The sequence below is a fragment of the Blastococcus sp. SYSU D00868 genome, assembly GCF_054050575.1.
The window spans coordinates 78,093-103,166 of record NZ_JBJGZO010000016.1 but is presented as its reverse complement, the minus strand read 5'-3'; the positions used below and the strand labels follow the sequence as shown (position 1 = coordinate 103,166).

Genomic DNA, 25,074 nt, shown 5'->3' with positions numbered 1-25,074 from the left:
GTACCTGGGCCTGCTCGGCGGGGGCCTGTGCTGAAAGCCGGGGGTGGGCGGTGCTCCTGGTCGGGGGGCGCGGCGGGGGGGGGGGGGCGGCGGCCGCCGCCCACGCCCCGGTGGCGATCTGGAACTGGGCGCCCCGGGTCAGCGCGTGCTCGACCATCGTGAGCGCGCCGGCGCCGCGGGCCGCCGTCAGCTGCTGTCCGTGCAGCCGCAGCCCGTGCTCGTCGTCGTCGATCACCAGGGCGGCGACGCCGAGGTTGGGCTGGAGCACGTGGTCGTCGACCGGATCGCCGTCGGTCAGGGCGAAGGCGCGCCGGAACGCGTCGGCCGCGGTCGCCCAGTCGGCGCGGCCGGCGGCGAGGAACCCGCGGAACAGGGCTGCCGCGGCCCGGGTGCGGCTCGGGGCATCGGGCGCGGGTGGGGGGACGAGCCCGGTCAGGTCGGTGGCGCGCGGTGACCGGGCGCCGAAGGCCGCCAGCGCGGCGGCCAGCATCGCCAGCTGCTGCGCCATCGCCTCGTCGACCCCGGCGGCGACCTGCGCGGCCTGCAGCACGAGGTCGTAGCCGTCGTCGAGCGAGCGGGTGTTCCACTCGATCTGGCCCTGCAGCGTCAGCAGCCGCGCGTGCAGCAGCGGCTCGGTGACGTCGGCCGTGGCGGCCCGGGCCAGCGCCGTCGCCTCCGAGGGGTGGGCCCCCAGCCACGCCGAGGACGCGGCCAGGTACAGCCGCCGTCCCCGGGCCTCGCTGCCGCCGGTGAGCTCCGCGGCCCGGGCCCAGGCGGCGGACGCGGCCTCGTGCCCGCCACGGGCGGCGGCGCGCTCGGCGACCGCGTCCAGCGCGGCGACGACCTCGTCGTCGGGCCGGTCGGCCGCGGCGGCCAGGTGCCAGGCCCGGCGGTCGGCATCCGCGCGCAGCGCCTCGGCGAGCGCCCGGTGGGCGGCGCGGCGCTGCGCACTCGTCGCGGCCCGGTACACGGCCGAGCGCACGAGCGGGTGGAAGAGCACGACGGTGTCCCCGTCCACCCGCACCAGCCCGGTGCGCTCGGCCTCGTCGAGGGCCCGGTCGTCGGCGCCCATCCGGTCCGCGGCCTCCCGGACGACGGGGAGCCGGGCCGTGTCGTCGGCGGCGGCGGTGAGCAGGAGCCGCTGGGCCGGCTCGGACAGCCGGCGGTACCGGTCGAGGAACGACCGCTCGACCCCGTCGGTCAGCGGGAGCTGGGCGGGCAGCGGCCCCCGGCCCGCCAGCTGGTCGGCGCTGAGCGCGGCGGCGAGCTCGCCGAGGGCCAGCGGGTTGCCGTCGGTCGCGGCGACGAGCCGGTCGCGGACCGCCGGGTCGACCGCGCTGCCGGCGCGCGCGGTCAGCAGCGCCTCGGCGTCCTCCCCGCCGACCCCGCCGAGGACCAGGGCGGGCAGGTCGGGTGCGTCGAAGCGGCGGGCGTCGCCGTCGCGCGCGGCGAACAGCAGGGCCACCCGTTCGGCCTGCACGCGGCGGGCGGCGAACAGCAGCGCCGCCGCCGACGCGTCGTCGAGCCAGTGCGCGTCGTCCACGACCGCGAGCACCGGTGCCTGCTCGGCCGCGTCGGCGAGCAGGCTCAGCGTGCCCAGGAACGCCAGGAAGCGGTCGCCTTCGCCCTCCGCCTCGCCCAGCGCCGCGCGCAGCGCCGCCTGCTGCGGGCCGGGGAGGGTGCCGATCCGGGAGCGCAGCGGCCACAGCAGGCGCTGCAGGGCGGCGAAGGCCAGGGGGGACTCGGACTCCACCCCGGAGGTGCGCAGCACCCGCACGTCCGGCGCTCCGGCGACGGCGTCGTCCAGCAGCGTCGACTTCCCGGACCCGGCCACGCCGGAGACGACCAGCGCGCCGCCCGACCCGGCGCGGGCGGCGTCGAGCAGTGCGGCGATCACCGCCCGCTCGGGGTCGCGTCCGGCCAGCACGGGCCGAACCGTATCGAGGGCGGAGGCCGGGCCGGGGGCGGGCAGACCCGGCGGTTTCCCCGGCGTGAGCGACCGCGGCGACGGCGAGCGTGGGCCCACACCCGCACGCCCCCCGAGGAGGAGCCATGTCGCCCCACACCGCCGCCGAACCGGTGGCCTCCGCGCACCACGGTCCCCGCCCGTCCACCGCGGCGCCCCAGGCCCCCGCGGACGGCCCCCGCCGGCCGTGGACGGTCTTCGCGCTGATGATCGCCGCCCAGTTCATGGTCGTCCTCGACGTGTCGGTGGTGAACGTGGCGCTGCCCTCCATCAGCGAGGGCCTGGCGCTGTCGGCCGCCGACTACCAGTGGGCCGTCTCGGCCTACGTGCTGCTCTCCGGCGGTCTGCTGCTGCTCGGCGGGCGCATCGCCGACCTGCTGGACCGGCGACGGGCGTTCCTGGCCGGCATCTCCCTGTTCACCGCCGCCTCGCTGGCCAGCGGGCTGGCGCAGACCCCGCTGATGCTGGTCCTGGCCCGAGCGGGTCAGGGCGCCGGCGCGGCGCTGCTGACCCCGGCGGCGCTGTCGATCGTCATGACCGCCTACGCGGGCCGGCAGCGGCAGGCCGCGCTGGCCGTGTGGGGGACCGTCGGCAGCCTCGGCATCGCCGCCGGCGTGCTGTTCGGGGGAGTGCTCACCAGCGCGCTGGAGTGGCGTGCGGTCTTCTTCGTCAACGTCCCGATCGGTCTCGCCGTCGTGCTCGGCACGCTGCGCGCCGTGCCGCGGGCCGGCTCGCGGCGCGGCGGGCTGCGCCGCCTCGACGTCCCCGGTGCCCTCACGCTGGTGGGTGGGCTGCTGGCTCTCGTCGCCGGCATCGAGGCGACCCGCTCGGCGGGCTGGACGGCTCCGCGCACCTGGCTCGCCCTCGCCGCGGCCGCGGTCCTGCTCACCACCTTCGCCCGGCTGGAGCGCCGCGCCCCCGAGCCGCTGGTGCCGCCGTCGACCTGGCGGATCCGCTCGCTGGTCTCGGCGTCGGCGGTCATGGCCGGCGTCACCGGCGCGGTCGTCGGCGTGGTCTTCCTCGGCTCGCTGTACCTGCAGGCCGTCGTCGGCGCCTCGCCGGTCGTCACCGGGCTGCAGTTCCTGCCGCTGGCCGCCGCCATCACCGTGTCCGCCGCGGTCGCGTCCCACGCCGTCGGGCACGTCGGCGCCCGCGCCCTGATCCTGCTCGGCCTCCCGGTCATGGCCGCGGGCGCGCTGCTGCTCGCCGCGAACGCCGGCGGGACGTCCTACGCCGCCGACGTCCTGCCCGGCTTCCTGCTCGTGGGTGCCGGTGTCGGGCCGATGTTCGTGGCCATCTCGGTCGCCGCCATGGGGGACGTGCCGGCCGAGCGGGCCGGGCTCGCCTCCGGGCTGATGATGACCGGTCACGAGATCGGCGCCGCGCTCGGCGTCGCGGCGCTCACCGCCGTCGCCGGCGACCTGGCCGCCACCACCGGCCTCGCCGACGGCTACGCCCGCGCCTTCACCGCGACCGCCGGCGTCCTCGCCGCCCTGTTCGTCCTCACCCTGCTCGCCGTCCCCGGCGGCCGGCCCCCGGCCGGCGCCACCGCCCACGGCCACGGCCATGCGCACGGCCACGGGCACGGGCACTGACCCGGCGATCCTCCGCACGGATCCCGGCGGTTCCACCGGTGAGAGCCACCCGGCCGCTCACCGACGCTCGACCCGTCCACCCAGCAGCGACCACACGAGGAGTCCCCATGCTGTCCGGCACGCCCCGCACCTTCGTCGGCTCGACCACCTTCACGGTCACCGGCATGACCTGCGCGCACTGCCAGCGCGCGGTCACCCAGGAGATCGCCGCCGTCGACGGCGTCGCGACCGTCACCGTCGACCTGGCCGGCGGCACCGTCACCGTCACCGCCGACCGACCCGTCGACCGCGCCGACATCGCAGCCGCCGTCGACGAGGCCGGCTACACCCTCCGCTCCTGACCGGCCGCCGGGCCGGGAGCCCGCTCCCGCGCGGCTCCCGCCCGGCCGATCCGCACCACCCCGCCGCTGCCGCGCAGCGGTCCCACGACGAGAGGAACCCACCGTGACCACCACCGCTGCGACCCCCACGAGCTCCCCGCTCACCATCCGCCGGGCCGACCCCCGGGACGCGGCCGACGTCGCCGCGATGGTCGGCGAGATCGCCGCGCACGAGGACCAGTCCGCGCACGTGCACGTCGACGCGGAGCAGTGGCGTCGGCTCCTGGGCCGGCCCGAGGTGGTCGTGCTGCTGGCCGAGCGGGACGGCGGCCCGGTCGGCTACGTGTCCGCCGTCCGCCAGCTGCACCTGTGGACCGGCGGCGACGTGCTGAACCTGGACGACCTCTACGTCCGGCCCGGCGCCCGCGACGCCGGCGTGGGACGGCGGCTGATGGGCGCCCTCGCCGCACTGGCCGTACCCGAGCAGCTGCTCGTCCGCTGGGGGATGGAGCCCGACAACGTCGGCGCCCAGCGCTTCTACCGCCGCCTCGGCGCCACCCTCCGGCCCAAGGTGCTGGCCGCCTGGACCCCGGCGGCCTACGCCGCCGCCGCGCAGGGCTGAACCCGGCGATTCCGCCGGTCCGACCGACCCGCCCCCGCGGCGAGGGTCGACCCGCACCCGATCCCGCCGCACCGACCAGGAGAGCCGAGATGACGACGACCGCACCGCCCACCGCCGCGTGCACCCTGGAGATCGGCGGCATGACCTGCGCGTCCTGCGTGGGCCGGGTCGAGAAGGCCCTCAACCGGCTCGACGGCGTGACCGCCGCCGAGGTGAACCTGGCCACCGAGGTGGCGACCGTCCGCTTCGACCCCGACCGGGTCGGCCTCGAGGAGCTGACCGCCGCGGTGACCCGCGCCGGCTACCGGGCGACGGCGCGGCGGGCGGCGCAGGAGCCCGCCCCGGCGCCGGCCGAGGACGGGGACGGCCCGGACGAGCGGGACGCCGAGCTCGCCGTCCTGAAGCGGAGGTGGCAGGTCACCCTGGCCGTCGGGCTGGGGCTGATGGGCCTGATGTACGTCCCGCTGTACATCGACACGATGGACTGGCTGATGCCCGCGATCCTGGTCGTCGCCACCGTCGTCCAGTTCTGGGCCGGGCGCGACGTCTACCGCGCCGCCTGGGCCGCCGCGAGGCACCGCTCGACGAACATGAACACCCTCGTCGCGCTGGGCACCGGCGTCGCCTGGGCGTACAGCGCGTTCGTCACCCTCTGGCCGGCGGCCGCCGAGAGCTGGGGCCTGCCGCTGCACGTCTACTTCGAGACCTCGCTGGTCATCCTCGCCCTCGTCCTGGCCGGGCGGTGGATGGAGGCCAGGGCGAAGAAGCGGACCGCCGCGGCGATCACCGCGCTCGTCGGCCTCGCGCCCAGGACGGCGCGCGTGCTGCGCGACGGCGCGGAGGTCGACGTCCCGGTCGAGCAGGTCGTCGTCGGGGACCTGGTGCGGGTGCGTCCCGGCGAGAAGCTGCCGGTCGACGGCGTCGTGACCGAGGGCGCCACCGCGGTCGACGAGAGCATGCTCACCGGCGAGAGCCTGCCGGTGGACAAGGCGGCCGGGGACACCGTCATCGGCGCCACGGTCAACCGGACCGGCACCGTGGTGCTGCGGGCCACCGCGGTCGGCGCGGACACCGCGCTGGCGCAGATCGTCCGCCTGGTCGAGGACGCCCAGGGCGCCAAGGTGCCGCTCCAGCGGCTCGCCGACCGGGTCTCGGCCTGGTTCGTGCCGGTCGTGCTCGCCCTGGCCGCCGCCACGTTCGCCGCCTGGGCGCTGTTCGGTCCGGACACCGGGTCGATGACCATGGCCATCACCACGACCATCGCGGTGCTCATCATCGCCTGCCCGTGCGCGCTCGGGCTGGCCACGCCGACCGCGGTCATGGTCGGCACCGGCCGCGCCGCCGAGCTCGGCATCCTGATCGGCAACGGCGACGCGCTGGAGACCGCCCGCCGGGTCACCGCCGTCGTGCTCGACAAGACCGGCACCATCACCCGCGGCAAGCCGGCTCTCACCGGCATCACCACCACCGGCGGCTGGGACGACGACGACGTCCTGGCGCTCGTGGCGGCCGCCGAGACCGGCAGCGAGCACCCCGTCGGCGAGGCGCTCGTCGCCGCCGCGAGGGCGCGCTCGCTCGACCTGCCGCCGCTGCGCTCCTTCGACGCGATCCCCGGGCACGGCATCGACGCCACCGTCGGCGACCGCCACCTCCTGGTCGGCAACCAGGCGCTGATGACCGCCCGCGGGGTGGACGTCGCCGGCCTCGCCGCCACCGCCGCGCGTGCGGCCGCCGCCGGGCAGACCGCGATGTTCGTCGCCGTCGACGGCCGGCCGGCCGCCGTCCTCGCGGTCGCCGACACCGTCCGGCCCGAGTCCGCGGAGGCCGTCGCGCAGCTGCAGGCCCTCGGCGTCGAGGTCTGGATGCTGACGGGCGACGGCGCCGCCACGGCCCGCGCCATCGCCGCCCAGGTGGGGATCGAGCACGTCCTCGCCGAGGTCCTGCCCGCCGACAAGGCGGCGGAGGTCCGCCGGCTCCAGGGCGAGGGGCACGTGGTCGCCATGGCCGGCGACGGCATCAACGACGCCGCCGCCCTGTCGGCCGCCGATGTCGGCATCGCCATCGGCACCGGCGCCGACGTCGCCGTCGCCGCCTCCGACATCACGCTCGTCGGCGGCGACCTGCGCGGCATCGTCTCGGCCATCGCCCTCTCCCGGCGCACCGTGGCCACGATGAAGCAGGGCCTGGGCTGGGCCTTCGGCTACAACCTGCTGCTCATCCCGGTCGCCGCCGGCGCCCTCTACGGGTGGGACGGGCTGCTGCTGGACCCGGTGCTCGCGTCGGCGGCGATGGCGATGAGCTCGGTCAGCGTGCTCACCAACGCCCTGCGGCTGCGCCGGTTCCGGCGCCCGGCCACGGTCGCGGAGATCCTGCACCCGCCGCTGCGCGCCCGGGTCGGCCAGTACGCCTACCTCACCGCGGTGGCCGTCGTGGCGCTGGCGCTCGGCGCCGGGCTGACCGCGGTCAGCCGGATGGACTTCGCCGAGCGGGGGATGAACGGCACCCTCGCGTGGATGCAGGGCACCGGCATGCCGATGCGCCCGGCGATGAGCGTGATGATGACCGCCGAGGTGCCGCCGGTCGACGCCGCCGACGCCGGGGTCGACGTCCGCCTCGACGTGCCCGCGCAGGCCCGGCCCGGGGAGCCGACCCGGGTGGTCGTCACCGTCGTCGACGACACCGGCCGGCCGGTCGAGGACCTCACCCGCAGCCACGAGGCGTGGATGCACCTCATCGCCACCCGCGAGGACCTGGGCACCTTCGCCCACGTGCACCCCGAGCCCACCGGACGGCCGGGCGAGCTCGCCGTCGACCTCACCTTCCCCACCGCCGGCCGCTACGTCGTCAACACCGAGTTCCGGCGGCAGGGCGAGATGGGTGACGTGCACCAGCGGCAGGTCGTCACCGTGCACGGGGAGGCCCCCGCGCCCGTGGTCCTGACCGAGGGGCCGCGCACGGTGGTCGTCGACGGCGTCCGGGTCGCCCTGGAGGGCGAGGCCGAGGCCGGCGGCCGCAGCGACCTGCACCTCTCGTTCACCGACGCCGGCACCGGCGCGGCGATCGACGACCTGCGGCCGTACCTCGCCGCCGCCGGGCACGTGGTGGTCATGCGGGCGGACGGGGAGACCTTCGCCCACGAGCACGCCGAGGTGGAGGACGGCTCCGGTCGGCCGGTCTTCGCCCTCCCGGGGCAGACGTTCGGCCCGGAGCTCGACGTGCACGCGGAGTTCCCGACCGCCGGCACCTACCGGCTCTGGGGTCAGTTCCGGCTCGGCGACGGGTCGGTCCTGACCGTGCCGTTCACGGTGCGGGCGAGCTGAGGCGCGGCGTGCCCGCAGGGGCCCGGACCCACCGTGCGTGGGTCCGGGCCCACCTGCCGGTGCCGGCCGCCGCTGCAGGACGACGAGGCGGGAGCCCGTCGACACCGCCGGACGGCGCTGACAGGATGCGTGCCCTGCGCCGACGGTGGAGCCGGTGACCCGGAGTCGTCGGCGCCGGCGCCTGACCCCGCGAGGGTGGTGGTCGGAGTGGGCCCTCTGCTCAACACCAAGCTGCACGTGCCCCGACGTCGACGTGGCCTGGTGCCGCGTCCCCGGCTGATCGAGCGCCTGAGCCGCGGGGACGCAGCTCTGACGCTGGTCTCGGCCCCGGCCGGGTTCGGGAAGACCACCCTCCTGACGGAGTGGTTGGCTGCCACGGCCGAGGGGCGGTCGATCGCCTGGGTCTCGCTCGACGAGCGGGACGACGACCCGGTGGTCTTCTGGACGTACGTCGTCGCAGCTCTCCGGACCGCCGTCGACGGCGCGGGTGTCGGCGCGCTCGCCGTGCTGCAGGAGGCACGCTCCTCGATCGACGAGGTGCTCGCGACGCTGGTCAACGAGCTGGACACGGTCCACGACGACGTGGTCCTCGTGCTGGACGACTACCATGTGGTCTCCTCGCCGGAGGTGCACGACCAGCTGAGCTACTTCCTCGAGCGGCTGCCTCCGCACGTCCACCTGGTGATCGCCACGCGCGCCGACCCCGTCCTCCCGCTGGCCCGGCTGCGGGCACGAGGTGAGCTGGTCGAGGTCCGCGCCGCGGACCTGCGCTTCACCGCAGCGGAGGCCGCGGTCTACCTCAACGAGGCGATGGGGTTGACCCTGACCGCCGAGCACGTCGCCGCGCTCGACGCGCGCACCGAGGGGTGGATCGCCGCGCTGCAGCTCGCGGCGCTGTCGATGCAGGGCCGCGACGACGTCGCCGGCTTCATCGCCGGGTTCGCGGGCGACGACAGGTACATCGTCGACTACCTGGCCGAGGAGGTCCTGCAGCGGCAACCCGCCGACGTCCGGACCTTCCTCCTGCAGACCTCGATCCTGAGCCGGTTCGACGGCGCGCTGTGCGACGCGGTCACGGGGAGGGACGACGGGCGAGAACTGCTCGGGACCCTCGAGCGCGCCAACCTCTTCCTGGTCCCCCTCGACGACCGCCGCCACTGGTACCGCTTCCACCACCTGTTCGCCGACGTCCTCCGGGCACGGTTGCTGGCCGAGCGGCCGGAGACGGTCTCCCAGCTGCACCGGCGCGCCGGCGCCTGGTTCGAGCGCAACGGCGACAGGTCCGAGGCGATCGAGCACGCGCTGGCCGCAGGGGACCACCAGCGCGCGGCCGACCTGATCGAGCGGGCCATCCCCGTCCTCACCCAGGGCCGGCAGGAGGTCACGCTGCGCCGCTGGATGGAGTCGCTGCCGGTCGAGTCGTTCCGGACCAGGCCCGTCCTGGGCGTCGGGTACGCAGGGGCGCTGATGTCCACGGGGGAGCTGAGCGGCGTGGAGCCGCTGCTGCGGGACGCCGAGCGGTGGCTGGAGGACCCGTCATCAGCGGCGGAGACACCCGTCGCGGACCTGGACGCGGCGCGCCGGCTGCCCGGACAGCTGGCCATGCACCGCGCCGGGTACGCGCTGGCCTCCGGGGACGTGGCCGCCGGCATGGCGCACGCCCGACGGGCCCTCGACCTCGCGGCACCGGACGACCACCTCGCCCGCGGCGGACCGGCCGCCATCCTCGGGCTCGCGTACTGGACGACCGGGGACCTGGCCGCGGCCCACCGCTGGTACGCCCAGGGCATGGCGTGCCTGGACGAGGGCGGCTACTCCTCCGACGTGGTCGGCGGTGCGGTCACCCTCGCCGACATCCGGATCGCCCAGGGGCGTCTCCGCGAGGCCATGGGCATCTACGAGCGGGGACTCGCGCGAGCCGAGACCGCGGTCCCGCCGCTGCGGGGAGCGGCGGACATGCACGTGGGCATGAGCCGGCTGTTCCTGGAACGCGACGACCGGGAGGCGGCTCGGCACCACCTGGCCAGGAGCGAGGAACTGGGCACGCGCGCCGACCTGCCGAAGAACCCGCACCGCCGCCTGCTGGCGAGGGCCCGGCTCGCCGAGCTCGACGGCGACCTCGCCGCAGCGCTCGACCTGCTCGACGAGGCCGAGCGCCGCTACGACGGCGACTTCTCACCCGACGTCCGGCCGATCCCCGCGGTCAGGGCCCGGCTGTGGCTCGCCGACGGCAGGTTGGCCGATGCCGTGGACTGGGTCCGGGAACGGGGGCTCTCCGTCGACGACGACCTCTCCTATGTGCGCGAGTTCGAGCACATCACCCTCGTCCGGGTGCTCCTCGCCCGGTACGCCGCCGACCGTGCCCCGTCCGTCCTGCGCGAGGCGACCGGCTTGACCGAGCGGCTCCTGCGCGCGGCCGAGGAGGGGCAGCGGACGGGCAGCGTCATCGAGCTGCAGGTGCTGACCGCGCTCGCGCGCCGGGCGGACGGCGACGTCCGCGGCGCTGTCGGCCCGCTGGAGCGGGCGCTCGACCTCGCGGAGCCCGAGGGCCTCGTGCGCCTCTTCCTGGACGAGGGGCCGACGATGGCCGAGCTGCTGCAGGCCGCGGCCGAGCGGGGAACCGCGCCCGCGTACGCGCGCCGGCTCCTGGACGCCGGGCCCGACGGCCACGTCGGGACCGCTGTCCAGCACGGGCTGGCCGATCCACTCAGCGTCCGGGAGCTGGAGGTCCTCCGCCTGCTCGGTAGCGACCTGGACGGCCCGGCGATCGCGCGCCGGCTCTTCGTGTCGCTCAACACGCTGCGCACCCACACCCGGAACGTCTACGCGAAGCTCGGCGTCAGCAGCCGTCGGGCGGCCGTCCGCCGGGCCGGGGAACTCGGCCTCCTCCCGCGCTGACCACGGGGAACCGACTCCTCGCGGATCACCACCCGGATCACCAGGTGTGGTGATCCCGGCTCACCACCTCCGCTCCTAGCTTTCCCGCGTCCGGAGAAGCGGGAGCAGGCGATGAGCAGATCGACGACAGGTCGTCCGGACGTCCCCCGGCGCTACGAGATCCGGCTCGAGGGCCGCCTCGACGCCCGGTGGGCCGCCACGTTCGACGGGTTGTCCCTCGACACCGAGCCCGACGGCACCACCGTCCTGCGCGGCACGGTCCTCGACCAGGCCGCACTGCACGGCGTCCTGCAGGTGGTGCGGGACCTGGGTCTGCCACTGCTGTCGCTCGTCCGCCTCGACGCGGATCCGACGCACACCACCACGTCCCGCCAGCCCGAGAGGGAGACGCCATGACCATCACCGCGTCCAGCACGGCAGTGACCCGCCCCCCGGCAGACCCGTTGCGCCGGACCTCGCTCGCCGCCGGGGTCCTCTACCTGCTCACGTTCGTGTCCGTGCCGACCCTCGCCCTGTACCAGGACGTGCGTGAGGAGGACGACTTCGTCCTCGGCGCCGGCAGCGACGCCGGCGTGCTCTGGGCGGCGTTGTCGGAGGTCGTCGTCGCGCTGGCCGGCATCGGCACCGCCGTGGTCCTGTTCCGCGTCGCGAGGCGGCAGAGCGAGACCGCCGCGCTCGGGTTCGTCGCCTCCCGGGTCGTCGAAGGCGCCCTCATCATCGTCGGCGTCGTCAGCGTGCTCACCCTGGTCACGCTGCGCCAGGACGTCGCCGGCACCGCCGACGCGGACCCGGCGTCCCTGCTCACCGCCGGCCACACCCTGTCCGCGACCTACGACTGGACGTTCCTGCTCAGCCAGAGCCTCATGCCGGCCGTCAACGCCCTCTGCCTGGGCGCCGTCCTGTACCGCTCCGGCCTCGTGCCGCGGATCCTCCCGACCATCGGCCTGATCGGCGCCCCGCTGCTGCTGGCCTCCGACCTGGCGATCTTCTTCGACCTCTACGACCGCACCTCGCCCGCCTCGCTCGCCGGCGTGCTCCCCATCGCGGTGTGGGAGTTCTCCCTCGGCGTCTACCTCGTCGTCAAGGGCTTCAAGCCGGCCGCCGTCGCCGCCCTGCAGGCCCGGCAGGACCAGCGATGAGGGCCGCGGTCTACCGCCGCTTCGGCGGCCCGGACACCGTCGAGGTCGAGGAGGTCCCACGGCCGACGGTCGGCCCGGACGACGTCCTCGTCCGGGTGCACGCCAGCACCGTCAGCGCCGCCGACCACCGCGCCCGCAGCCGCGAGGTGCCCCGCGGGCTCGGCCTGCTCGCCGCCACCGGGATCGGACTGCTGCGGCCCAAGCGCCGCGTGCTCGGGATGGACGCCGCCGGTGTCGTCGAGGCCGTCGGCCGCGACGTCACCCGGTTCGCGCCCGGTGACGAGGTGATCGCGATGCTGGGGGCGGACTTCGGCGGGCACGCCGAGTACGCCCGGATCCGGTCCGACGGCGCGATCGCCCGCAAGCCCGCGGACATGACGTTCGAGGACGCCGTCACCCTCGTCTTCGGCGGCCTCACCGCCCGCCGCTTCCTGCAGCAGGCGCACCTCGTCCCCGGTGCCACGGTGCTGGTGAACGGCGCCTCCGGTGCGGTCGGCACCGCGGCGGTGCAGCTGGCCGAGCACGCCGGCGGGCACGTCACCGCGGTCTGCAGCGGGGCCAACCGCGACCTGGTCACCTCCCTCGGAGCCGACCGGGTGGTCGACTACGCGACCGAGGACGTCACCGCCGGTCCGGCCCGCTACGACGTGATCGTCGACTGCGTCGGCAACGCCCCCTACGAGCGGGTCCGGCACCTGCTCCGGCCCGGTGGCGCGCTGCTGCTCGTCATCGCCGACCTGCCCGCGATCCTGCGGGCACCCCTGCGCAGCCGGCGCACCGGCCACCGGATCGCCACCGACGGCGGCAAGCCCGTCGCCGCCGATCTCGAGGCCCTCGTCGAGCTGGCCGAGGCCGGTGCCTACCGGGCGGTCGTCGACCGCGCCTTCGACCTGGCCGACGTCGCCGAGGCGCACCGCTACGTCGACACCGGCCACAAGCGCGGCAACGTCGTCCTCCGCGTCCCCGGTGGACCCGGATCGACGACCTCGTCCCTCCAGCAGCACTCGCGAGAGGAAGCGCCATGATCGAGGCCCACGAGCTCACCAAGCGCTACGGCTCCACGACCGCCGTCGACGGCATCAGCTTCACGATCGCCCCCGGCTCGGTCACCGGCTTCCTCGGGCCCAACGGCGCCGGCAAGTCCACCACCATGCGGATGATCATGGGGCTGGACCGGCCCACCTCCGGGACGGTCACCGTCAACGGCAGGCCCTACGCCGCCCACCGCTCCCCGCTGAGCGAGGCCGGTGCGCTGCTGGACGCCAAGGCCGTGCACCCCGGCCGCAGCGCCCGCTCCCACCTGCGCACCATGGCCGCCACCCACAACATCCCGTCCTCCCGGGTGGACGAGGTCATCGAGATGACCGGCCTGGGCACCGTCGCCGGCAAGCGGGTCGGCGGGTTCTCCCTCGGCATGGGCCAGCGCCTCGGCATCGCCTCGGCGATGCTCGCCGATCCGCGGACGCTGGTCCTCGACGAGCCCGTCAACGGACTGGACCCCGAGGGGGTCCAGTGGGTGCGCCGGCTCGTGCGCTCCCTCGCCGACGAGGGACGGACGGTCTTCCTGTCGTCCCACCTCATGAGCGAGATGGCCCAGACGGCCGACCAGCTGCTGGTCATCGGCCGCGGGCGGATCATCGCCGCCGGCCCGGTGCAGGAGGTCATCGACTCCGTCTCCGGTGCCGCCGTCCGCGTGCGCAGTCCCCGCGCCGGCGAGCTGGCCGAGCTCGTCCGGGGCGACGGCATCAGCGTCACCTCCCCGGAGCCGGGGACGCTCGACCTGCGCGGCATCGACGCCGAGACCGTGGGAGAGGTCGCCTGCGCCTCCGGCATCGCGCTGCACGAGCTCAGCCCGCGCAGCGCCACCCTCGAGGAGGCCTACATGAGCCTCACCCAGGACGCGGTCGAGTACCGGTCCGACCTGGCCGCCACCAGCCCGTCCGCCCCGGAGGGGGAGAACCGATGAGCACGACCGTCGCCGTCACCGCACCCGTCCCGGTCCCCGCCGTCCGTGTCGCCGTGCAGGCCCGCCCCACCTTCCCGGGGGTCCTCCGCGGCGAGCTCACCAAGCTGCTCTCCCTGCGGTCGACCTGGTGGACGCTGGCCGCCACGGTGCTCCTGATGACCGGCGTCTCCCTGGCCGTGGCCGCCTCCCTCGACGCCATGGCCGCCGACCCCACGACGGCGCCCGAGCTCGCGGCCCTGAGCGGCGCCGAGGTCGTCTCCGGCGGCTTCCAGCTCGGCATGCTCACCGTCGCGGTGCTGGGCGCGCTGCTCATGACGGGGGAGTACTCCACCGGGATGATCCGCTCGACCCTGGCGGCCGTGCCCACCCGCGTGCCGGTGCTGGCCGCGAAGGCCACGGTGCTGGCCGTGGCGACCGTCGCGGTCGCCACGCTGGGGATCGCCCTGTCCTACGTCGCGACGATGCCGCTGCTGTCCGAGCACGACATGGTCCCCGCCCTGGACGAGGCCCGGACCTGGCAGGTGTTCGGCGGCACCGTCTACTTCCTCGTCGCCGCGGCGCTGTTCGCACTCGGCGTGGGCACGCTCCTGCGCTCCAGCGCCGGCGCCATCACCGTGGCGCTGTCGGTCCTGCTCCTGCTGCCCACCGTGCTGGTGTTCATCACCCTGGACTGGGTCGAGGTGCTCGTCGACTACCTGCCGCTGCCGGCATCCGGGGCGTTCCTCGGCGGCGGTGAGGACTCCCTCTCGGCCGTCGGCGACGAACTGGCCCCCGCGACCGGGATCCTGGTCGTCGCGGCCTACGCCCTGGTGCCGCTGGTCGCGGGAGCGCTGGCGCTCCGCCGACGCGACGCCTGAGCCCGGCGCCCGGTCCGCGCCTGTGGTGACCACGCCCTGGGCGCGGACATCGCTGAAGGGTGCCCCCGGCAGGATTCGAACCTGCGACACACGGTTTAGGAAACCGATGCTCTATCCCCTGAGCTACGGGGGCGCGGCCGTCACGATCCCACAGCCGTGTCGGTGGCCCGGAGCGGACTCCCCGGAACGTCGACGGCTCAGCCGACCGGCCGCGCGCCGAGCTGGGAGATCCGCAGCGTCACCGGTGCGTTCGTGGCGCTGCTGGAGAGGTAGGCGGTGACCCCGACCGCGCCACCGGCCTGCAGGCCGGCGCCGCTGTCCGTGGCCGACAGCTGCCAGGCGGCCGGCTCGGGCTGGTCGGCGCGCCAGACCTTGACCCGCAGCTGGGTGGGGCTCGTGCCGGTCACCTGCAGCCGCACGTTCAGCGGCGTGCCGGCGGCGTAGGAGACCGCCGACACCGGCAGCGTCGTCCCCGCCGCGATGGTCGACGCCGTCGCCGAGCCGCGGAGCGCACGCAGCGAGACGTTGACCCGGCCGTCGGCCAGGAGCACCACCCGGGCCTGGTACTCGGTGTCGGTGCCCACCCGCCGGCCGACGACGTCGACGTAGGCCCCGTTGCCGGTGGGCACGCGGTCGACGGCGAGGGTGAGCCGCAGGTCGGTGTCGGTGCGGGCCGGTCCCACCCAGGCGGACCGCGTCGTGCCGGCCCGGGTGAGGGCCAGCGCGGCGGCGCCGGAGCCGACCGAGTAGCCGGTCGTGCCCGACGTCGTCCAGGCACCGCCCACCTCGGCGGTGCCCCACCCGCCGGTGACCGTGCGGGCGAACGTGTCGGTGACGAACGCGCCGGTGGGCGGCGCTGCCGCGACGGTGACCGTCCGGGTGAGGACGGCCGTCGCGCCGTCGTCGTCGGTGACCGTCAGGGTCACCGGGTAGCTGCCGGCGGCGGCGTAGGTGTGCTGCACCTGGGCCCCGACGGCCGGGGCCGTGCCGTCGCCGAGGTCCCAGCTGTGCCCGGCCACCGTGCCGTCGGGATCGGTCGAGGCCCGGCCGTCCAGCGCCACGGTGAGCCCGGCGGCCGTGGACGTGAAGGACGGCGTCGGCCGGGCGTTGGGCGGCGGGGGCGGGGCCTCGCCGCGGCGGATGGTGAAGGAGTCGGTGAACGTGCCGCCGGAGACCGGGAGGAAGCGCCCGGCGAGCTGGTCGGCGGTGATCCGCAGGTCCAGGAAGCCGTAGGAGGGGCTGCGGTTGCTGCCCGAGGAGGCGGCGAAGAAGCCGGCCTCGGGATCGGCGGTGTTCACGCTGCGCAGCTCCTGCCCGCCGGCGCCGGAGGTGGCGAAGACGGTGCCGGCGCCCTGCGCCATGTCGGCGTCCGCGTCGGCGACGCAGTCGGCGTCGAACACCCCGGGGGTGACGGCGGCGCAGCCCGTGCGCGTGCCGAGCTGGTGCGTGCGCTGGTACAGGTGCTCGTGGCCGTGCAGCACCAGGTCGACCCGGCGGTCCACCAGCAGCTGCATCAGGTCACCGCCGATCTCGCAGCTGTAGACGCCGAGCGACAGGCACGGCTTGTGGATGCCGACGACCACCCACGGGATGCCCTCGGCGCGGGCGCCGTCGATCGCGGCGGTGGTCCAGGCGTACCGCGGGGTGCCGGCGGCGTAGCTCCACGTGCCGTCCGGGAACGGCAGGGCGGGGGAGATCATCACGAACCGGGCGATCGGGTCGACCTGCGGGACGTCGACGAAGTACTGGCGCCCCTAGGTGCCGACCAGGCCCGGCAGCTGGTTGGGCAGGCAGGCGGAGAAGTCGTTGATGTTGCCGTTTTGCCCGTTGCTCTCGTGGTTGCCGGCCAGCAGCTCGAAGGGGAACCCCGCGCCGAGCGAGGAGGTGACCAGGTCGCACCAGGACTGCTCCTGCCCGGTCAGGCCGTAGGACAGGTCGCCCAGGGCCAGCGCGAGGTCGGGCTGCTGGGCCGCCATCCCGGCGAGGACGGCGCGCGTGTTCCCCGACGCCCCGAAGTCGCCGGCCGCGGTCACGTGGACGACGCCCGGCTCGCCGGCGCCCTGAGCCGTCGGCGCACCGACCACCAGGCCGACGAGCAGGGCGAGCAGCAGGACCTGGACCAGGGACCGCGAGCGCATGGCGCACCTCCGTGCGGGCCGGGCGGCTCGCGCGGCGGGACGGTAACGGCGTCCCGGCGCCCGGAGATCACGCAGCGCGACCGGCCGCGCGGGGTCCACCCGATCGGTGGACGACGACCACACCGCCGGGCGGCGCCGCGGGATGCAGCCGCCACCGGCGGGGCGCACTACCGTCGGGTCATGCCCGGTGTGGTGGCAGCGGTGGCCCTGGTGGCCGTGCTGGCGCTCGTCATCGTGTGGGTCACCTGGCCCGAGCGCCGGCTGTGGTCGCTGGCGGGAGCGGAGCGGCCGGCCCTGCCGCCGCGGCAGCGGGCCCGGATGGCCGAGGCGGTCGCCGCCGCCCGCTGGGCCCCGGCCCACGACGAGGTCGACGGGCGGACGCGGGTGCTGCTGCGCCGCTCCTGCACCGGCCTCGACGGGCTGCCCGTCGTCCTCGAGGAGCGGGTGTTCGCCGAGTTCCCGGCCGACGACCCGGCCTGGGAGGCGCGGTTCACCGAGGCCATGGCCGGCGCGCGGTTCCGCTGCGGATACCTCAACACCGAGGAGGGCGGCGGCTGACCACCCCCGCGGCCGCGGGTGGGACGACGGCAGGATGGCGGGCATGGGACAGGTCGTCGCCACCGCCGAATCCGTCGTGCACGCCCCGGTCGACCGGGTGCGGGCCGGGCTCGCCGACTACGCCGGCGTCCGCCGGCGGTCGCTGCCCGAGCAGTTCTCCGACTACCGGGTCGAGTCCGGCGGTCAGGGCGCGGGCACCCGCGTCGCGTGGCGGTTCGCCGCCACCTCCAAGCGGGTGCGCGAGCAGCTGGTCGAGGTGACCCAGCCGGACGCCGACACCCTGGTCGAGCGCGACACCCGCTCCTCGATGGTGACCACCTGGACGGTGGCCCCGGCCGGCGCGGACGCCACGACCGTCCGGGTGCGCACGACGTGGGACGGCGCGGGCGGCATCGGCGGCTTCTTCGAGCGCACCTTCGCGCCGAAGGGCCTGCGCCGGGTGTACGCCGACCTGCTCGGCCGGCTGGAGCGGGAGCTGGGCGCCGCGGGCTGACCGCCGGTCGCCCGGGTCAGCCCGCCCGGCGCGCGGTCCGCTCCACCAGCTCGACGATCGTGCCGGGCCGGTCGGACTGCGGGGCGTGGCCCGCGGCGAGCAGCGGCCGGAACCGCGAGCCGGGCACGAGCGGCAGGTAGCGGACCGTCTGGCCCGACGCGATCCAGTCGGCGGCGCCCTGCACCAGCGTGACGGGGACGTCGATGCGGTCCATGCCGCGGGGGACGTCCAGCAGCAGCCCCCACAGCAGCGTCCGCCAGTAGTCGCGGGAGTCCGCGAACCCCTCGCGGGCGCCGATCCCCTCCTCGACCGAGGCGCTCCACGGCCGCGCCTTGAGCGTGGCCAGCAGCGCCGTGCGGCCCAGCGCCGACCGGGACAGCGGCTCGACCAGCGGCGCCGTCGTCCGCGCCACCACCCGGGCCACCGCCATGCCGGTGCCCTGGACCAGCCGCTCGGGGAGCAGGTCCAGCCCCGAGGGGGCGATCGCGACGACGGACCGTGCCCGCCCGCGGCGGGCGAGCTCCAGCCCCAGCCGGGCGCCGAGGGAGTTGCCCAGGACGTGGGCGGTGGCGACCCCCTCGGCGTCGAGCGTGCGCTCCACGACGTCGGTGAGGGCCGCGACGGTCGGCCGGCGGTCCAGCGCCGGGGAGCGGCCCACCCCGGGGAGGTCGGCGTTCAGCACGGCGAAGGACGCCGACAGGGCGGGCAGGACGGCGGTGAAGTCCCGGCGCGAGCTGCCCATGCCGTGCAGCAGGAGCAGCGGGTCGCCGCCGCCGGAGCGGGCCACGGAGAGCGGTGCGGTCACCGGCCTCCGGTACCCGGCTGCGGCAGCGGGCAGGCGGTGAGGCACGCCACGGCCGGTCCGTCCAGCGGTCCGGCGGATCTGTGGACGACGGGGACCGCTGGGGAGGTCCGGTGCCGCGCTGTCCGACCCCCGCGGTGTCGTGCGGTCCCCGACCGATGTGGAGGACCCCGTGGACGCCACGACACCCGACGAGATCGAGCGGCACCTCGCCGCGCTGCAGGTCTCCCTCACCACGCCGCGAGCCGGCGAGTGCGTGTTCTGCTTCGTCGACCGCATGCTCGACGCCTTCGGCTGCGCAACCACCCTGCGGTGGGCCCGGCGCTGGCGCGACCTGCGCCTGCCCCGGGCAACGGGGCTGGAGCGGCGGCTCGGCGCCCGCGGCGGCCACTGCGACTGCGAGGTCTTCCTCAACGGCTGGGACCTCCGGCCGGACCTCCAGGTGCCCGACGAGCAGGGCGAGCCCGGCTGGCCGCGGCCACGGCCGGAGTGCGCGGGGGTCGGCCCACGGTCGTCGCAGCCCTGCGCGCACTGGGTCGCGCGCCGGCGGGACCGGCGGCCGGGGTGGTGGTGACGGTCGCCGCACGCTCCGGCACGAGCCGGTCCGGCGGGGGACCATGGGCCGGTGACCCCCGCGCTGCCCGCCGCCGAGGAGACCGTCGTCCCCGGCCTGGGAGACCTGGCCGAGCTGGTGGCCGACGGCGACGTCATGGTGCTCTCCGGGGCCGGCCTGTCGACCGATTCGGGGATCCCGGACTACCGAGGCGCCACCGGCTCGCTGCGCCGGCACAGCCCGATGACGTGGCAGACCTTCCGCCGCGACCCCCGCGGCCGCCACCGCTACTGGGCGCGCAGCTTCGTCGGCTGGCGGCAGATGCGGGCGGCCCGGCCGAACGCCGGGCACCGCGCGGTCGCCGACCTGCAGGCCGCCGGGCTGCTCAGCGGCGTCGTCACGCAGAACGTCGACGGGCTGCACCAGGCCGCCGGCGCCCGGGACGTGGTGGAGCTGCACGGCGGGCTGGACCGCACCATCTGCCTGCAGTGCGGCGACCTCGGCTCCCGGGCCGAGCTCGACGAGCGGCTGCGGGCGGCCAACCCGCACTTCGGCCCGCGCGCGGACGAGGTCAACCCCGACGGCGACGCCGAGCTGCCCGACGAGGTGCTCGACGGGTTCGTCATGGTCGACTGCCTGGTCTGCGGCGGGGGACCGCTCAAGCCCGACGTCGTCTTCTTCGGCGAGACGGTGCCGCGCGACCGGGTCGACCGGTGCTTCGGCCTGCTGGAGGACTCGGGCAGCCTGCTGGTCCTCGGCTCGTCCCTGACGGTGATGAGCGGCTACCGGTTCGTGCTGCGGGCGGCCGAGCTCGGTATCCCGGTCGGCGTGGTCAACCTCGGCGCGACCCGCGGGGACGCGAAGGTCGACGTCAAGGTCGACGCCCCGCTCGGTGAGGTGCTGCCCGCGCTGGTCGCCCGGCTCGCGTGACCCGCGAGGTCGGCCGCACCGACGACGGCCGGTGGATCGTCGTCGACGGGCGTCGCTGGCGGGCCGCCGACCCGGCGCTGCCCGACGACGTGCGGGCCCGGCTGCTGCACCACCTGGGGGTGGCGCGGGCCGCGGTGCGCGGCGCCGGCCGGTCGGACGACCCGGTCGCGCTGGCCGCCGCCCGCGCCCGCGTGCAGCTGGCCAAGACCGGGCTGGGGGAGCGCGGCGAGGTCTGGTGGGAGCAGGACGACGACGCGCGCCGGGCCCGGTGGGAGGCGGCGCTGCGCGAGCTCGACGCCGACCGCTGAGGGCCGCCGCGCCGCTGACCGGGCGCGACGGCCCGCCCTCGGCGAGGATCGACGGCGATGCAGACCTTCCTGCCGGTGGCCGACTTCGCGGAGAGCGCGCGGCTGCTGGACTCGCCTCGGCTGGGCAAGCAGCGCGTCGAGACCCTCCAGGTGCTGCGGGCGCTGGAGCTGCCCGACTACGGGTGGGTGTCCCACCCGGTGGTCCGGATGTGGCGCGGCCGCACGCCCGCGCTGGTCGCCTACGGCCTGGCGATGGTGCGCATCTGGCGGGAGCGCGGCTTCGCCGACAGCACCTACACGCTGATCGGCGAGTTCGCCCCCGAGGTGGTCGACGCGCCCCAGGAGGAGCTGCAGCGGGCGGGCCTGCTGCCCTCGTGGCTGGGCGACCCGGCGCTGCACCTGTCCCACCGGTCCAACCTGCTGGCCAAGGAGCCGGACTTCTACCGGCCGCTGTTCGCCGAGCGGTTCGGTCCCGAGCCCGACGACCTGCCCTACGTCTGGCCCGAGCCCGACGACCTCCCGCCCGCGCCCGAGCCCGACGGTGTGCGGGTGTGGGTGGTGCGGCCGCGGTCGCACAACGAGCTCGGCGCCTGCCTGGCAGCCGGCGTCGTCGGGCTGGGCACCCAGTCGGGCATCGACGTCGACGCCACCGGCCTCACCCCGGCGGAGCTGCGGGCGCTGTCCAAGGAGCTGTCCGGCCGGCGGCCGGCCAAGGACCTGCGCCAGCTGTCGGCGCTCCTCGACGAGATGGCGCCCGGCGACCTGGTGGGGCTCCCGGTCGAGCACGGGGCCGGGCTGCTGCTCGGCGAGGTCGTCGGCGGTTACCTGTTCGAGGGCCGGGAGCTGCTGCCGCACCGGCGGCCGGCCCGCTGGGACCGCGTCGTCCCGCGCGCCGCCGCCCGGCCGCCGGCCACCCTGCAGGACCCGCGGGCACTGTTCTCCGTCGTCCTCGACCCGGCGCACGTGCCCGGCGCCTGACCGCCGGCGCCCGGGCCTCAGCCGAACTCGGCGGTCAGCCGCTCCCGCGCCGCGGCGCGGTGGGCAGGCCGGTGCACGGCCAGGACCGCGGTCCAGACGGCGGCGTGCATCCGCCGCAGCTCCAGCCAGGGCGCCAGGTCGGCGTCGGAGGGGGCGCCGGGGAGGGCGTCCAGCGCCGCCCGGCCGTCGAGCCGGCTCGTGAGCCGCAGGCAGGCGAGGTCCCACGCCGGCGGACCGGGGCAGGTGTCCTCGAGGTCGGTCCACCGCCACCCGTCCGCGGTGGCCAGGAGGTTGCCCGGGTGGGCGTCGCCGTGCAGCGCCGTCGCGGGGCCGGCCAGCCGCGGCCGCAGCTCCGCCAGCCGGTCCCGCAGCCGCCCGAGCTGCGCGGCCGAGGCACCCCACCGGCCGCCGTCCGCGGCGAAGGCGGTGAGGTCCTCCAGCGGTCGGTCCAGCGGCTCCCCGGCGGGCGGCGGAACGGCGTCCAGGTGCTCGCGCAGCGCGGCCAGCGCCCGGGCCACCTCCGCCGGGCCCGGCCGCTCAGGGCGCACCTCGACCCACCGCCAGAAGGAGAGGACGAGCCCGTCGCGCACGTGCGGTCCCGCCGGCACGAGGTCGCTCGGCGGCACCACGGCCGCCCCGGCCGCCGCGAGCGCGCCGGCCAGGGCCACCTCCCGGCCGAAGGGTCCGGCGGGGTCGGGCCGCAGGTCCGCCGTCACCGTCGCGACCCGCGCCACCAGCGGTGCCGGGCCCAGGTGGACGACGACGTTGACGCCGTCGGCCAGCACCCGCGGCTCGGTGGAGGGCACACCCGCGGCGGCGGCCACGGCCCGAGCGGCGGCGACCGCGGCCGCCGCGGTCACGCCGCGGGCAGGGGCACGTTCTGGAGCCGCACCTGACTGCGGGCGACGAGCTTGCCGTCCTCGGCGCGGGTGAGCACGACCTGCCACAGCTGCAGCGTCCGGCCCTGCTGGACCGGCTCGGCGACGACGTCCAGCCGGCCGGCGGTCATCGGCCGGACGAAGTCGGTGTTGTTGTTGACCCCGACGGCGAACTGGCCGCGGTCGGCGACGGCGGCACTGGCCCCGATGCTGGCCGCGGACTCGATCACCGCGCAGTACAGCCCGCCGTGGACCACACCCCAGGGCGTGTGCTGCTGCGGGCCGGTCTCGACGGTGCCGGTGACCCGGGTGCCGGTGGCCTCGGTGACGTCGAAGGCGGTCGCCGCGACGAACGGGCTGGCCGAGAGGAGGTCGACCGGCGGCAGCTCCGCGCTCACACGGCGTCCCAGACCAGGCAGAAGGGGTGGCCGACCGGGTCGGCGTAGACGCGGAAGTCCCCGCCGCCGCCGGGCAGCTTGCGGGCGCCGAGGGCGAGCACCTTCGGCTCGGCCTCGTCGACGTCGGTCACGAAGACGTCGAGGTGGAACTGCTGCGGCCGGTCGGGGTCCGGCCAGTCGGGCGGCTGCAGGTCCGGCGCCTGCTGGAAGGCCAGCCGGTGCCCCTGCCCGGTGACGACCACCCAGTCGTCGCCCGGGCCGCCCTTGCTCACCTCCATCCCGAGCAGCTCGGCGTAGAAGGTGGCGAGGGCGTGCGCGTCGGGCGCGTCGATCACGACGGAGTGCAGCTGACCGATCATGACCCCCATCCTGGCGGCGCCGATGACGCCCGCCCAGCCGGGATCCGGCCAGGGAGCGCAGCGATCCGGCCGGACCGGCCTGCGGGCCCGCCGGCGGATGCCGCAGGATCGGACCCGTGCCCGACCCCGCCTCCGCCCCCCGCCTCGGCTCGCTGACCTGGCTGCCCGCGGCCGAGCGCCCCGAGCTGCTCGGCGCGCCGGTCGCCGCGGCGCTGCCGGCGCTCGGCGGCGCCGCCTGGGTGGCCGCCATCGACGAGGACCTCGCCGACACCGCGGCGTTCAGCGAGGCCTACGACGTGCCGCTGACCGCGTCGGCCAACTGCGTGGTCGTCGCGGCCCGGCGGGCGGGGCAGACCACCCTCGCGGCCTGCCTGGTCCTGGCCACCACCCGGGCGGACGTCAACGGCCTGGTGCGGCGCCACCTCGGCGCCCGCAAGGCGTCGTTCGCGCCGCAGGACGTCGCCGTCGCCGAGAGCGGCATGGCCTACGGCGGCATCACCCCGGTCGGGCTGCCCGCCGGCTGGCCGGTGCTGGTGGACGCCGCGGTGGCCGCCGGTGACCTGCTGGTCGTCGGCTCGGGGACCCGCGGGAGCAAGCTCGCCGTCCCCGGCGCGGTGCTGGCCACCCTGCCCGGCGCCGAGGTGGTCGAGGGCCTGGGTCAGCCGCTGCCGGAGGAGCAGCCGCGGCCGGCCGGGCCGGTCGCGGCGGCCGAGCGGGCGCCCGACGACCGCGACCTCGGCTGGGGCGAGCGGCCCGCCGACCCCCGCGACGACGAGCGCCGGTACCTGGAGGACCGCCCGCCCCACTGGGGCAGCGACTGACGGCTCAGAGCTGGCCGGGCAGCACCGTCGTGCCCGGGCCGACGTGGTCGACCCCGGGGCCCAGGCCCTGCTGCGCGCGCAGGAGGTCGCGGATCTCGGCCAGCAGCTCCACCTGGGTCGGGGCGACCGGGCCGGCCTCCTCGCCCTGCTTGCGCCGCTCGATGATCTTCTTCAGCGGCAGCACCACGAGGAAGTAGACGACCGCGGCGGTGATCACGAAGGTGATCACCTGGCTGATGAACGCGCCGTAGTCGAAGACCTGGCCGCGGATCGTGAACGTCCCGCCCAGCTCCCCGCCGCCGCCGAACACCGCGATGAGCGGCGTGAGGAACGAGTCGGTGAACGCGGTGACCACCGCAGTGAACGCCGCCCCGATGACCACCGCCACCGCGAGGTCCACGACGTTTCCGCGCAGCAGGAAGTCCTTGAATCCCTTCAGCATGGCGCCCATTGGTCCACAGCGTCGCCGTGCGCGTCCACCCGGGCACGCCGGGTCACGGGGGCGGCAGGCTGAGGGTGAGGGTGGCCGTCGTCGCCGCGGCGGCGAGATCGGCGGCCGTGCCGGCGTCCACGGCGAGCAGCAGCAGCCCGGCGCCCGGGTCGTCGGCGGGCGGGGCGGCCAGCAGGACCAGCGCGCCGGCGGCGACCAGCCGGGCCCGGGGCTCGCCGTCGGTCGTCGCCAGGACGTCGACCCGGTCCCCGGCCCGCGGCAGCGCCCCCACCGCGGCGTCGGCCGGCCGCACCGGCGCCGCGACCGTGCCGGCCGGCAGCAGCGACGTCAGGCCCGAGCCGACCAGGCGGACGTCGGTGACCGGCTCACCGGCCCGGACGGCGCCGGCCAGCGTGCGGCCCACGAGGTCCTCGGGCGCGCCGGCCGCGCCGCCCGGCGCGGCCGGCCACCGGGCGACCGCCAGGTCCGCGAGGGTCAGCACCCTCCCGGCCGGCAGGTCGGCCGCCGCGGTCACCACCGCGACGGCGGGGTCCTCCCCGGGCGGCGGCCCCGGTTCCGGTCGCAGCGCGAGCACGAGCGCGCCGGCGGCGAGCAGCCCGGCCAGGCACTGGCGCAGCAGGTGGACGACCGATCGGGGGCGGCGCAGACGGACCATGCCCCCGACGATGCGCGGCCGGCCCCCGGGGGAGGGGACCGGCCGCCGAGGTGTGGACGGGCGCGCCGC

General features: G+C 76.5%; 26 protein-coding genes and 1 tRNA gene. 17 read left to right on the top strand and 10 right to left on the bottom strand.

Annotated elements, in window-relative coordinates:
• A partial coding sequence (locus ACI79F_RS14920) for an AAA family ATPase (RefSeq protein WP_456578916.1) occupies window positions 1–1,927 on the bottom strand: 1,927 nt, incomplete at its 3' end.
• Between the two features lie 125 nt (window positions 1,928–2,052).
• On the opposite strand from ACI79F_RS14920, the gene ACI79F_RS14915 reads away from it, so the two are divergent.
• The 10 genes from ACI79F_RS14915 to ACI79F_RS14870 all read left to right on the top strand — a co-directional run bounded on the left by ACI79F_RS14915 (window position 2,053) and on the right by ACI79F_RS14870 (window position 14,683).
• Entirely contained in the window at window positions 2,053–3,561 is a 1,509-nt protein-coding gene (locus ACI79F_RS14915) for an MFS transporter (RefSeq protein WP_456545552.1), read from the top strand.
• A 107-nt stretch (window positions 3,562–3,668) separates the two neighbouring features.
• Window positions 3,669–3,902, top strand: coding sequence for a heavy-metal-associated domain-containing protein (locus ACI79F_RS14910; protein ID WP_456545553.1), 234 nt, complete (start codon window positions 3,669–3,671; stop codon window positions 3,900–3,902).
• Window positions 3,903–4,005: 103 nt separating this feature from the next.
• Complete coding sequence (locus ACI79F_RS14905; protein WP_456545554.1) at window positions 4,006–4,503, top strand: N-acetyltransferase family protein; 498 nt, start codon at window positions 4,006–4,008, stop codon at window positions 4,501–4,503.
• An 89-nt stretch (window positions 4,504–4,592) separates the two neighbouring features.
• Window positions 4,593–7,823, top strand: a complete 3,231-nt coding sequence (locus tag ACI79F_RS14900; RefSeq protein ID WP_456545555.1) for a heavy metal translocating P-type ATPase — start codon at window positions 4,593–4,595, stop codon at window positions 7,821–7,823.
• A gap of 207 nt (window positions 7,824–8,030) precedes the next feature.
• The gene (locus ACI79F_RS14895) at window positions 8,031–10,721 is read left to right on the top strand and encodes a LuxR C-terminal-related transcriptional regulator (protein ID WP_456545556.1); all 2,691 of its coding nucleotides are present in this window, start codon (window positions 8,031–8,033) and stop codon (window positions 10,719–10,721) included.
• Between the two features lie 111 nt (window positions 10,722–10,832).
• On the top strand, window positions 10,833–11,117 hold the full coding sequence (locus ACI79F_RS14890; RefSeq protein WP_456545557.1) for a hypothetical protein: 285 nt from the start codon (window positions 10,833–10,835) through the stop codon (window positions 11,115–11,117).
• Window positions 11,114–11,860, top strand: coding sequence for a DUF4386 domain-containing protein (locus tag ACI79F_RS14885; RefSeq protein ID WP_456545558.1), 747 nt, complete (start codon window positions 11,114–11,116; stop codon window positions 11,858–11,860). Before ACI79F_RS14890 ends, ACI79F_RS14885 begins: the two co-directional genes overlap by 4 nt.
• Window positions 11,857–12,885, top strand: coding sequence for an NAD(P)-dependent alcohol dehydrogenase (locus tag ACI79F_RS14880; RefSeq protein ID WP_456545559.1), 1,029 nt, complete (start codon window positions 11,857–11,859; stop codon window positions 12,883–12,885). The genes ACI79F_RS14885 and ACI79F_RS14880 overlap by 4 nt, the downstream gene beginning before the upstream one ends.
• On the top strand, window positions 12,882–13,826 hold the full coding sequence (locus tag ACI79F_RS14875) for an ABC transporter ATP-binding protein (protein ID WP_456545560.1): 945 nt from the start codon (window positions 12,882–12,884) through the stop codon (window positions 13,824–13,826). Before ACI79F_RS14880 ends, ACI79F_RS14875 begins: the two co-directional genes overlap by 4 nt.
• Window positions 13,823–14,683 carry an ABC transporter permease subunit gene (locus tag ACI79F_RS14870; protein WP_456545561.1) on the top strand — a complete coding sequence of 287 codons (861 nt, stop codon included), beginning with the start codon at window positions 13,823–13,825 and terminating at the stop codon, window positions 14,681–14,683. Before ACI79F_RS14875 ends, ACI79F_RS14870 begins: the two co-directional genes overlap by 4 nt.
• A 60-nt stretch (window positions 14,684–14,743) precedes the next feature.
• On the opposite strand, the gene ACI79F_RS14865 is transcribed toward ACI79F_RS14870, so the two are convergent.
• The 3 genes from ACI79F_RS14865 to ACI79F_RS14855 all read right to left on the bottom strand — a co-directional run bounded on the left by ACI79F_RS14865 (window position 14,744) and on the right by ACI79F_RS14855 (window position 16,821).
• Window positions 14,744–14,816: transfer RNA gene (locus ACI79F_RS14865), tRNA-Arg, on the bottom strand.
• Between the two features lie 64 nt (window positions 14,817–14,880).
• Window positions 14,881–16,383, bottom strand: a complete 1,503-nt coding sequence (locus ACI79F_RS14860) for a PKD domain-containing protein (protein ID WP_456545657.1) — start codon at window positions 16,381–16,383, stop codon at window positions 14,881–14,883.
• 54 nt (window positions 16,384–16,437) lie between these two features.
• Window positions 16,438–16,821, bottom strand: coding sequence for a metallophosphoesterase (locus ACI79F_RS14855; protein ID WP_456545562.1), 384 nt, complete (start codon window positions 16,819–16,821; stop codon window positions 16,438–16,440).
• Window positions 16,822–17,001: 180 nt separating this feature from the next.
• Between ACI79F_RS14855 and ACI79F_RS14850 the strand changes: the two genes are divergently transcribed.
• Together ACI79F_RS14850 and ACI79F_RS14845 are read left to right on the top strand one after the other, a co-directional pair.
• Window positions 17,002–17,379 (top strand): hypothetical protein, encoded by a 378-nt coding sequence (locus ACI79F_RS14850; RefSeq protein WP_456545563.1) that lies wholly within the window; start codon window positions 17,002–17,004, stop codon window positions 17,377–17,379.
• 43 nt (window positions 17,380–17,422) lie between these two features.
• Window positions 17,423–17,872: an SRPBCC family protein gene (locus ACI79F_RS14845; protein WP_456545564.1), complete on the top strand. Its 450-nt coding sequence runs from the start codon at window positions 17,423–17,425 to the stop codon at window positions 17,870–17,872.
• A gap of 16 nt (window positions 17,873–17,888) precedes the next feature.
• Here ACI79F_RS14845 and ACI79F_RS14840 read toward each other — a convergent pair whose 3' ends face one another.
• Complete coding sequence (locus ACI79F_RS14840) at window positions 17,889–18,677, bottom strand: alpha/beta fold hydrolase (RefSeq protein WP_456545565.1); 789 nt, start codon at window positions 18,675–18,677, stop codon at window positions 17,889–17,891.
• A 169-nt stretch (window positions 18,678–18,846) separates the two neighbouring features.
• Between ACI79F_RS14840 and ACI79F_RS14835 the strand changes: the two genes are divergently transcribed.
• Genes ACI79F_RS14835 through ACI79F_RS14820 form a run of 4 tightly spaced genes read left to right on the top strand, consistent with a single transcriptional unit; the run spans window position 18,847 to window position 21,443 of the window.
• Complete coding sequence (locus tag ACI79F_RS14835) at window positions 18,847–19,248, top strand: DUF2695 domain-containing protein (protein ID WP_456545566.1); 402 nt, start codon at window positions 18,847–18,849, stop codon at window positions 19,246–19,248.
• A 51-nt stretch (window positions 19,249–19,299) separates the two neighbouring features.
• Window positions 19,300–20,157, top strand: a complete 858-nt coding sequence (locus ACI79F_RS14830; RefSeq protein WP_456545567.1) for an NAD-dependent protein deacetylase — start codon at window positions 19,300–19,302, stop codon at window positions 20,155–20,157.
• On the top strand, window positions 20,154–20,465 hold the full coding sequence (locus tag ACI79F_RS14825) for a biopolymer transporter Tol (protein ID WP_456545568.1): 312 nt from the start codon (window positions 20,154–20,156) through the stop codon (window positions 20,463–20,465). Before ACI79F_RS14830 ends, ACI79F_RS14825 begins: the two co-directional genes overlap by 4 nt.
• 57 nt (window positions 20,466–20,522) lie before the next feature.
• Window positions 20,523–21,443 (top strand): MSMEG_6728 family protein, encoded by a 921-nt coding sequence (locus ACI79F_RS14820; RefSeq protein ID WP_456545569.1) that lies wholly within the window; start codon window positions 20,523–20,525, stop codon window positions 21,441–21,443.
• A gap of 17 nt (window positions 21,444–21,460) precedes the next feature.
• On the opposite strand, the gene ACI79F_RS14815 is transcribed toward ACI79F_RS14820, so the two are convergent.
• Genes ACI79F_RS14815 through ACI79F_RS14805 form a run of 3 tightly spaced genes read right to left on the bottom strand, consistent with a single transcriptional unit; the run spans window position 21,461 to window position 23,078 of the window.
• Entirely contained in the window at window positions 21,461–22,267 is an 807-nt protein-coding gene (locus ACI79F_RS14815; protein WP_456545570.1) for a phosphotransferase family protein, read from the bottom strand.
• A 32-nt stretch (window positions 22,268–22,299) separates the two neighbouring features.
• Window positions 22,300–22,719, bottom strand: a complete 420-nt coding sequence (locus ACI79F_RS14810; protein ID WP_456545571.1) for a PaaI family thioesterase — start codon at window positions 22,717–22,719, stop codon at window positions 22,300–22,302.
• Complete coding sequence (locus ACI79F_RS14805) at window positions 22,716–23,078, bottom strand: VOC family protein (RefSeq protein WP_456545572.1); 363 nt, start codon at window positions 23,076–23,078, stop codon at window positions 22,716–22,718. The genes ACI79F_RS14810 and ACI79F_RS14805 overlap by 4 nt, the downstream gene beginning before the upstream one ends.
• Before the next feature lie 116 nt (window positions 23,079–23,194).
• Here ACI79F_RS14805 and ACI79F_RS14800 point away from each other — a divergent pair, with 116 nt between their 5' ends.
• Window positions 23,195–23,899, top strand: coding sequence for a YbaK/EbsC family protein (locus tag ACI79F_RS14800; RefSeq protein WP_456545573.1), 705 nt, complete (start codon window positions 23,195–23,197; stop codon window positions 23,897–23,899).
• A 4-nt stretch (window positions 23,900–23,903) separates the two neighbouring features.
• Here the strand turns inward: ACI79F_RS14800 and mscL are convergent, their stop codons facing one another.
• A complete protein-coding gene (gene mscL, locus ACI79F_RS14795; RefSeq protein WP_456545574.1) occupies window positions 23,904–24,341 on the bottom strand; it encodes a large conductance mechanosensitive channel protein MscL in 438 nt (145 codons plus the stop codon).
• Between the two features lie 52 nt (window positions 24,342–24,393).
• The gene (gene cpaB, locus ACI79F_RS14790; protein ID WP_456545575.1) at window positions 24,394–25,005 is read right to left on the bottom strand and encodes a Flp pilus assembly protein CpaB; all 612 of its coding nucleotides are present in this window, start codon (window positions 25,003–25,005) and stop codon (window positions 24,394–24,396) included.
• Window positions 25,006–25,074 lie beyond the last annotated feature (69 nt).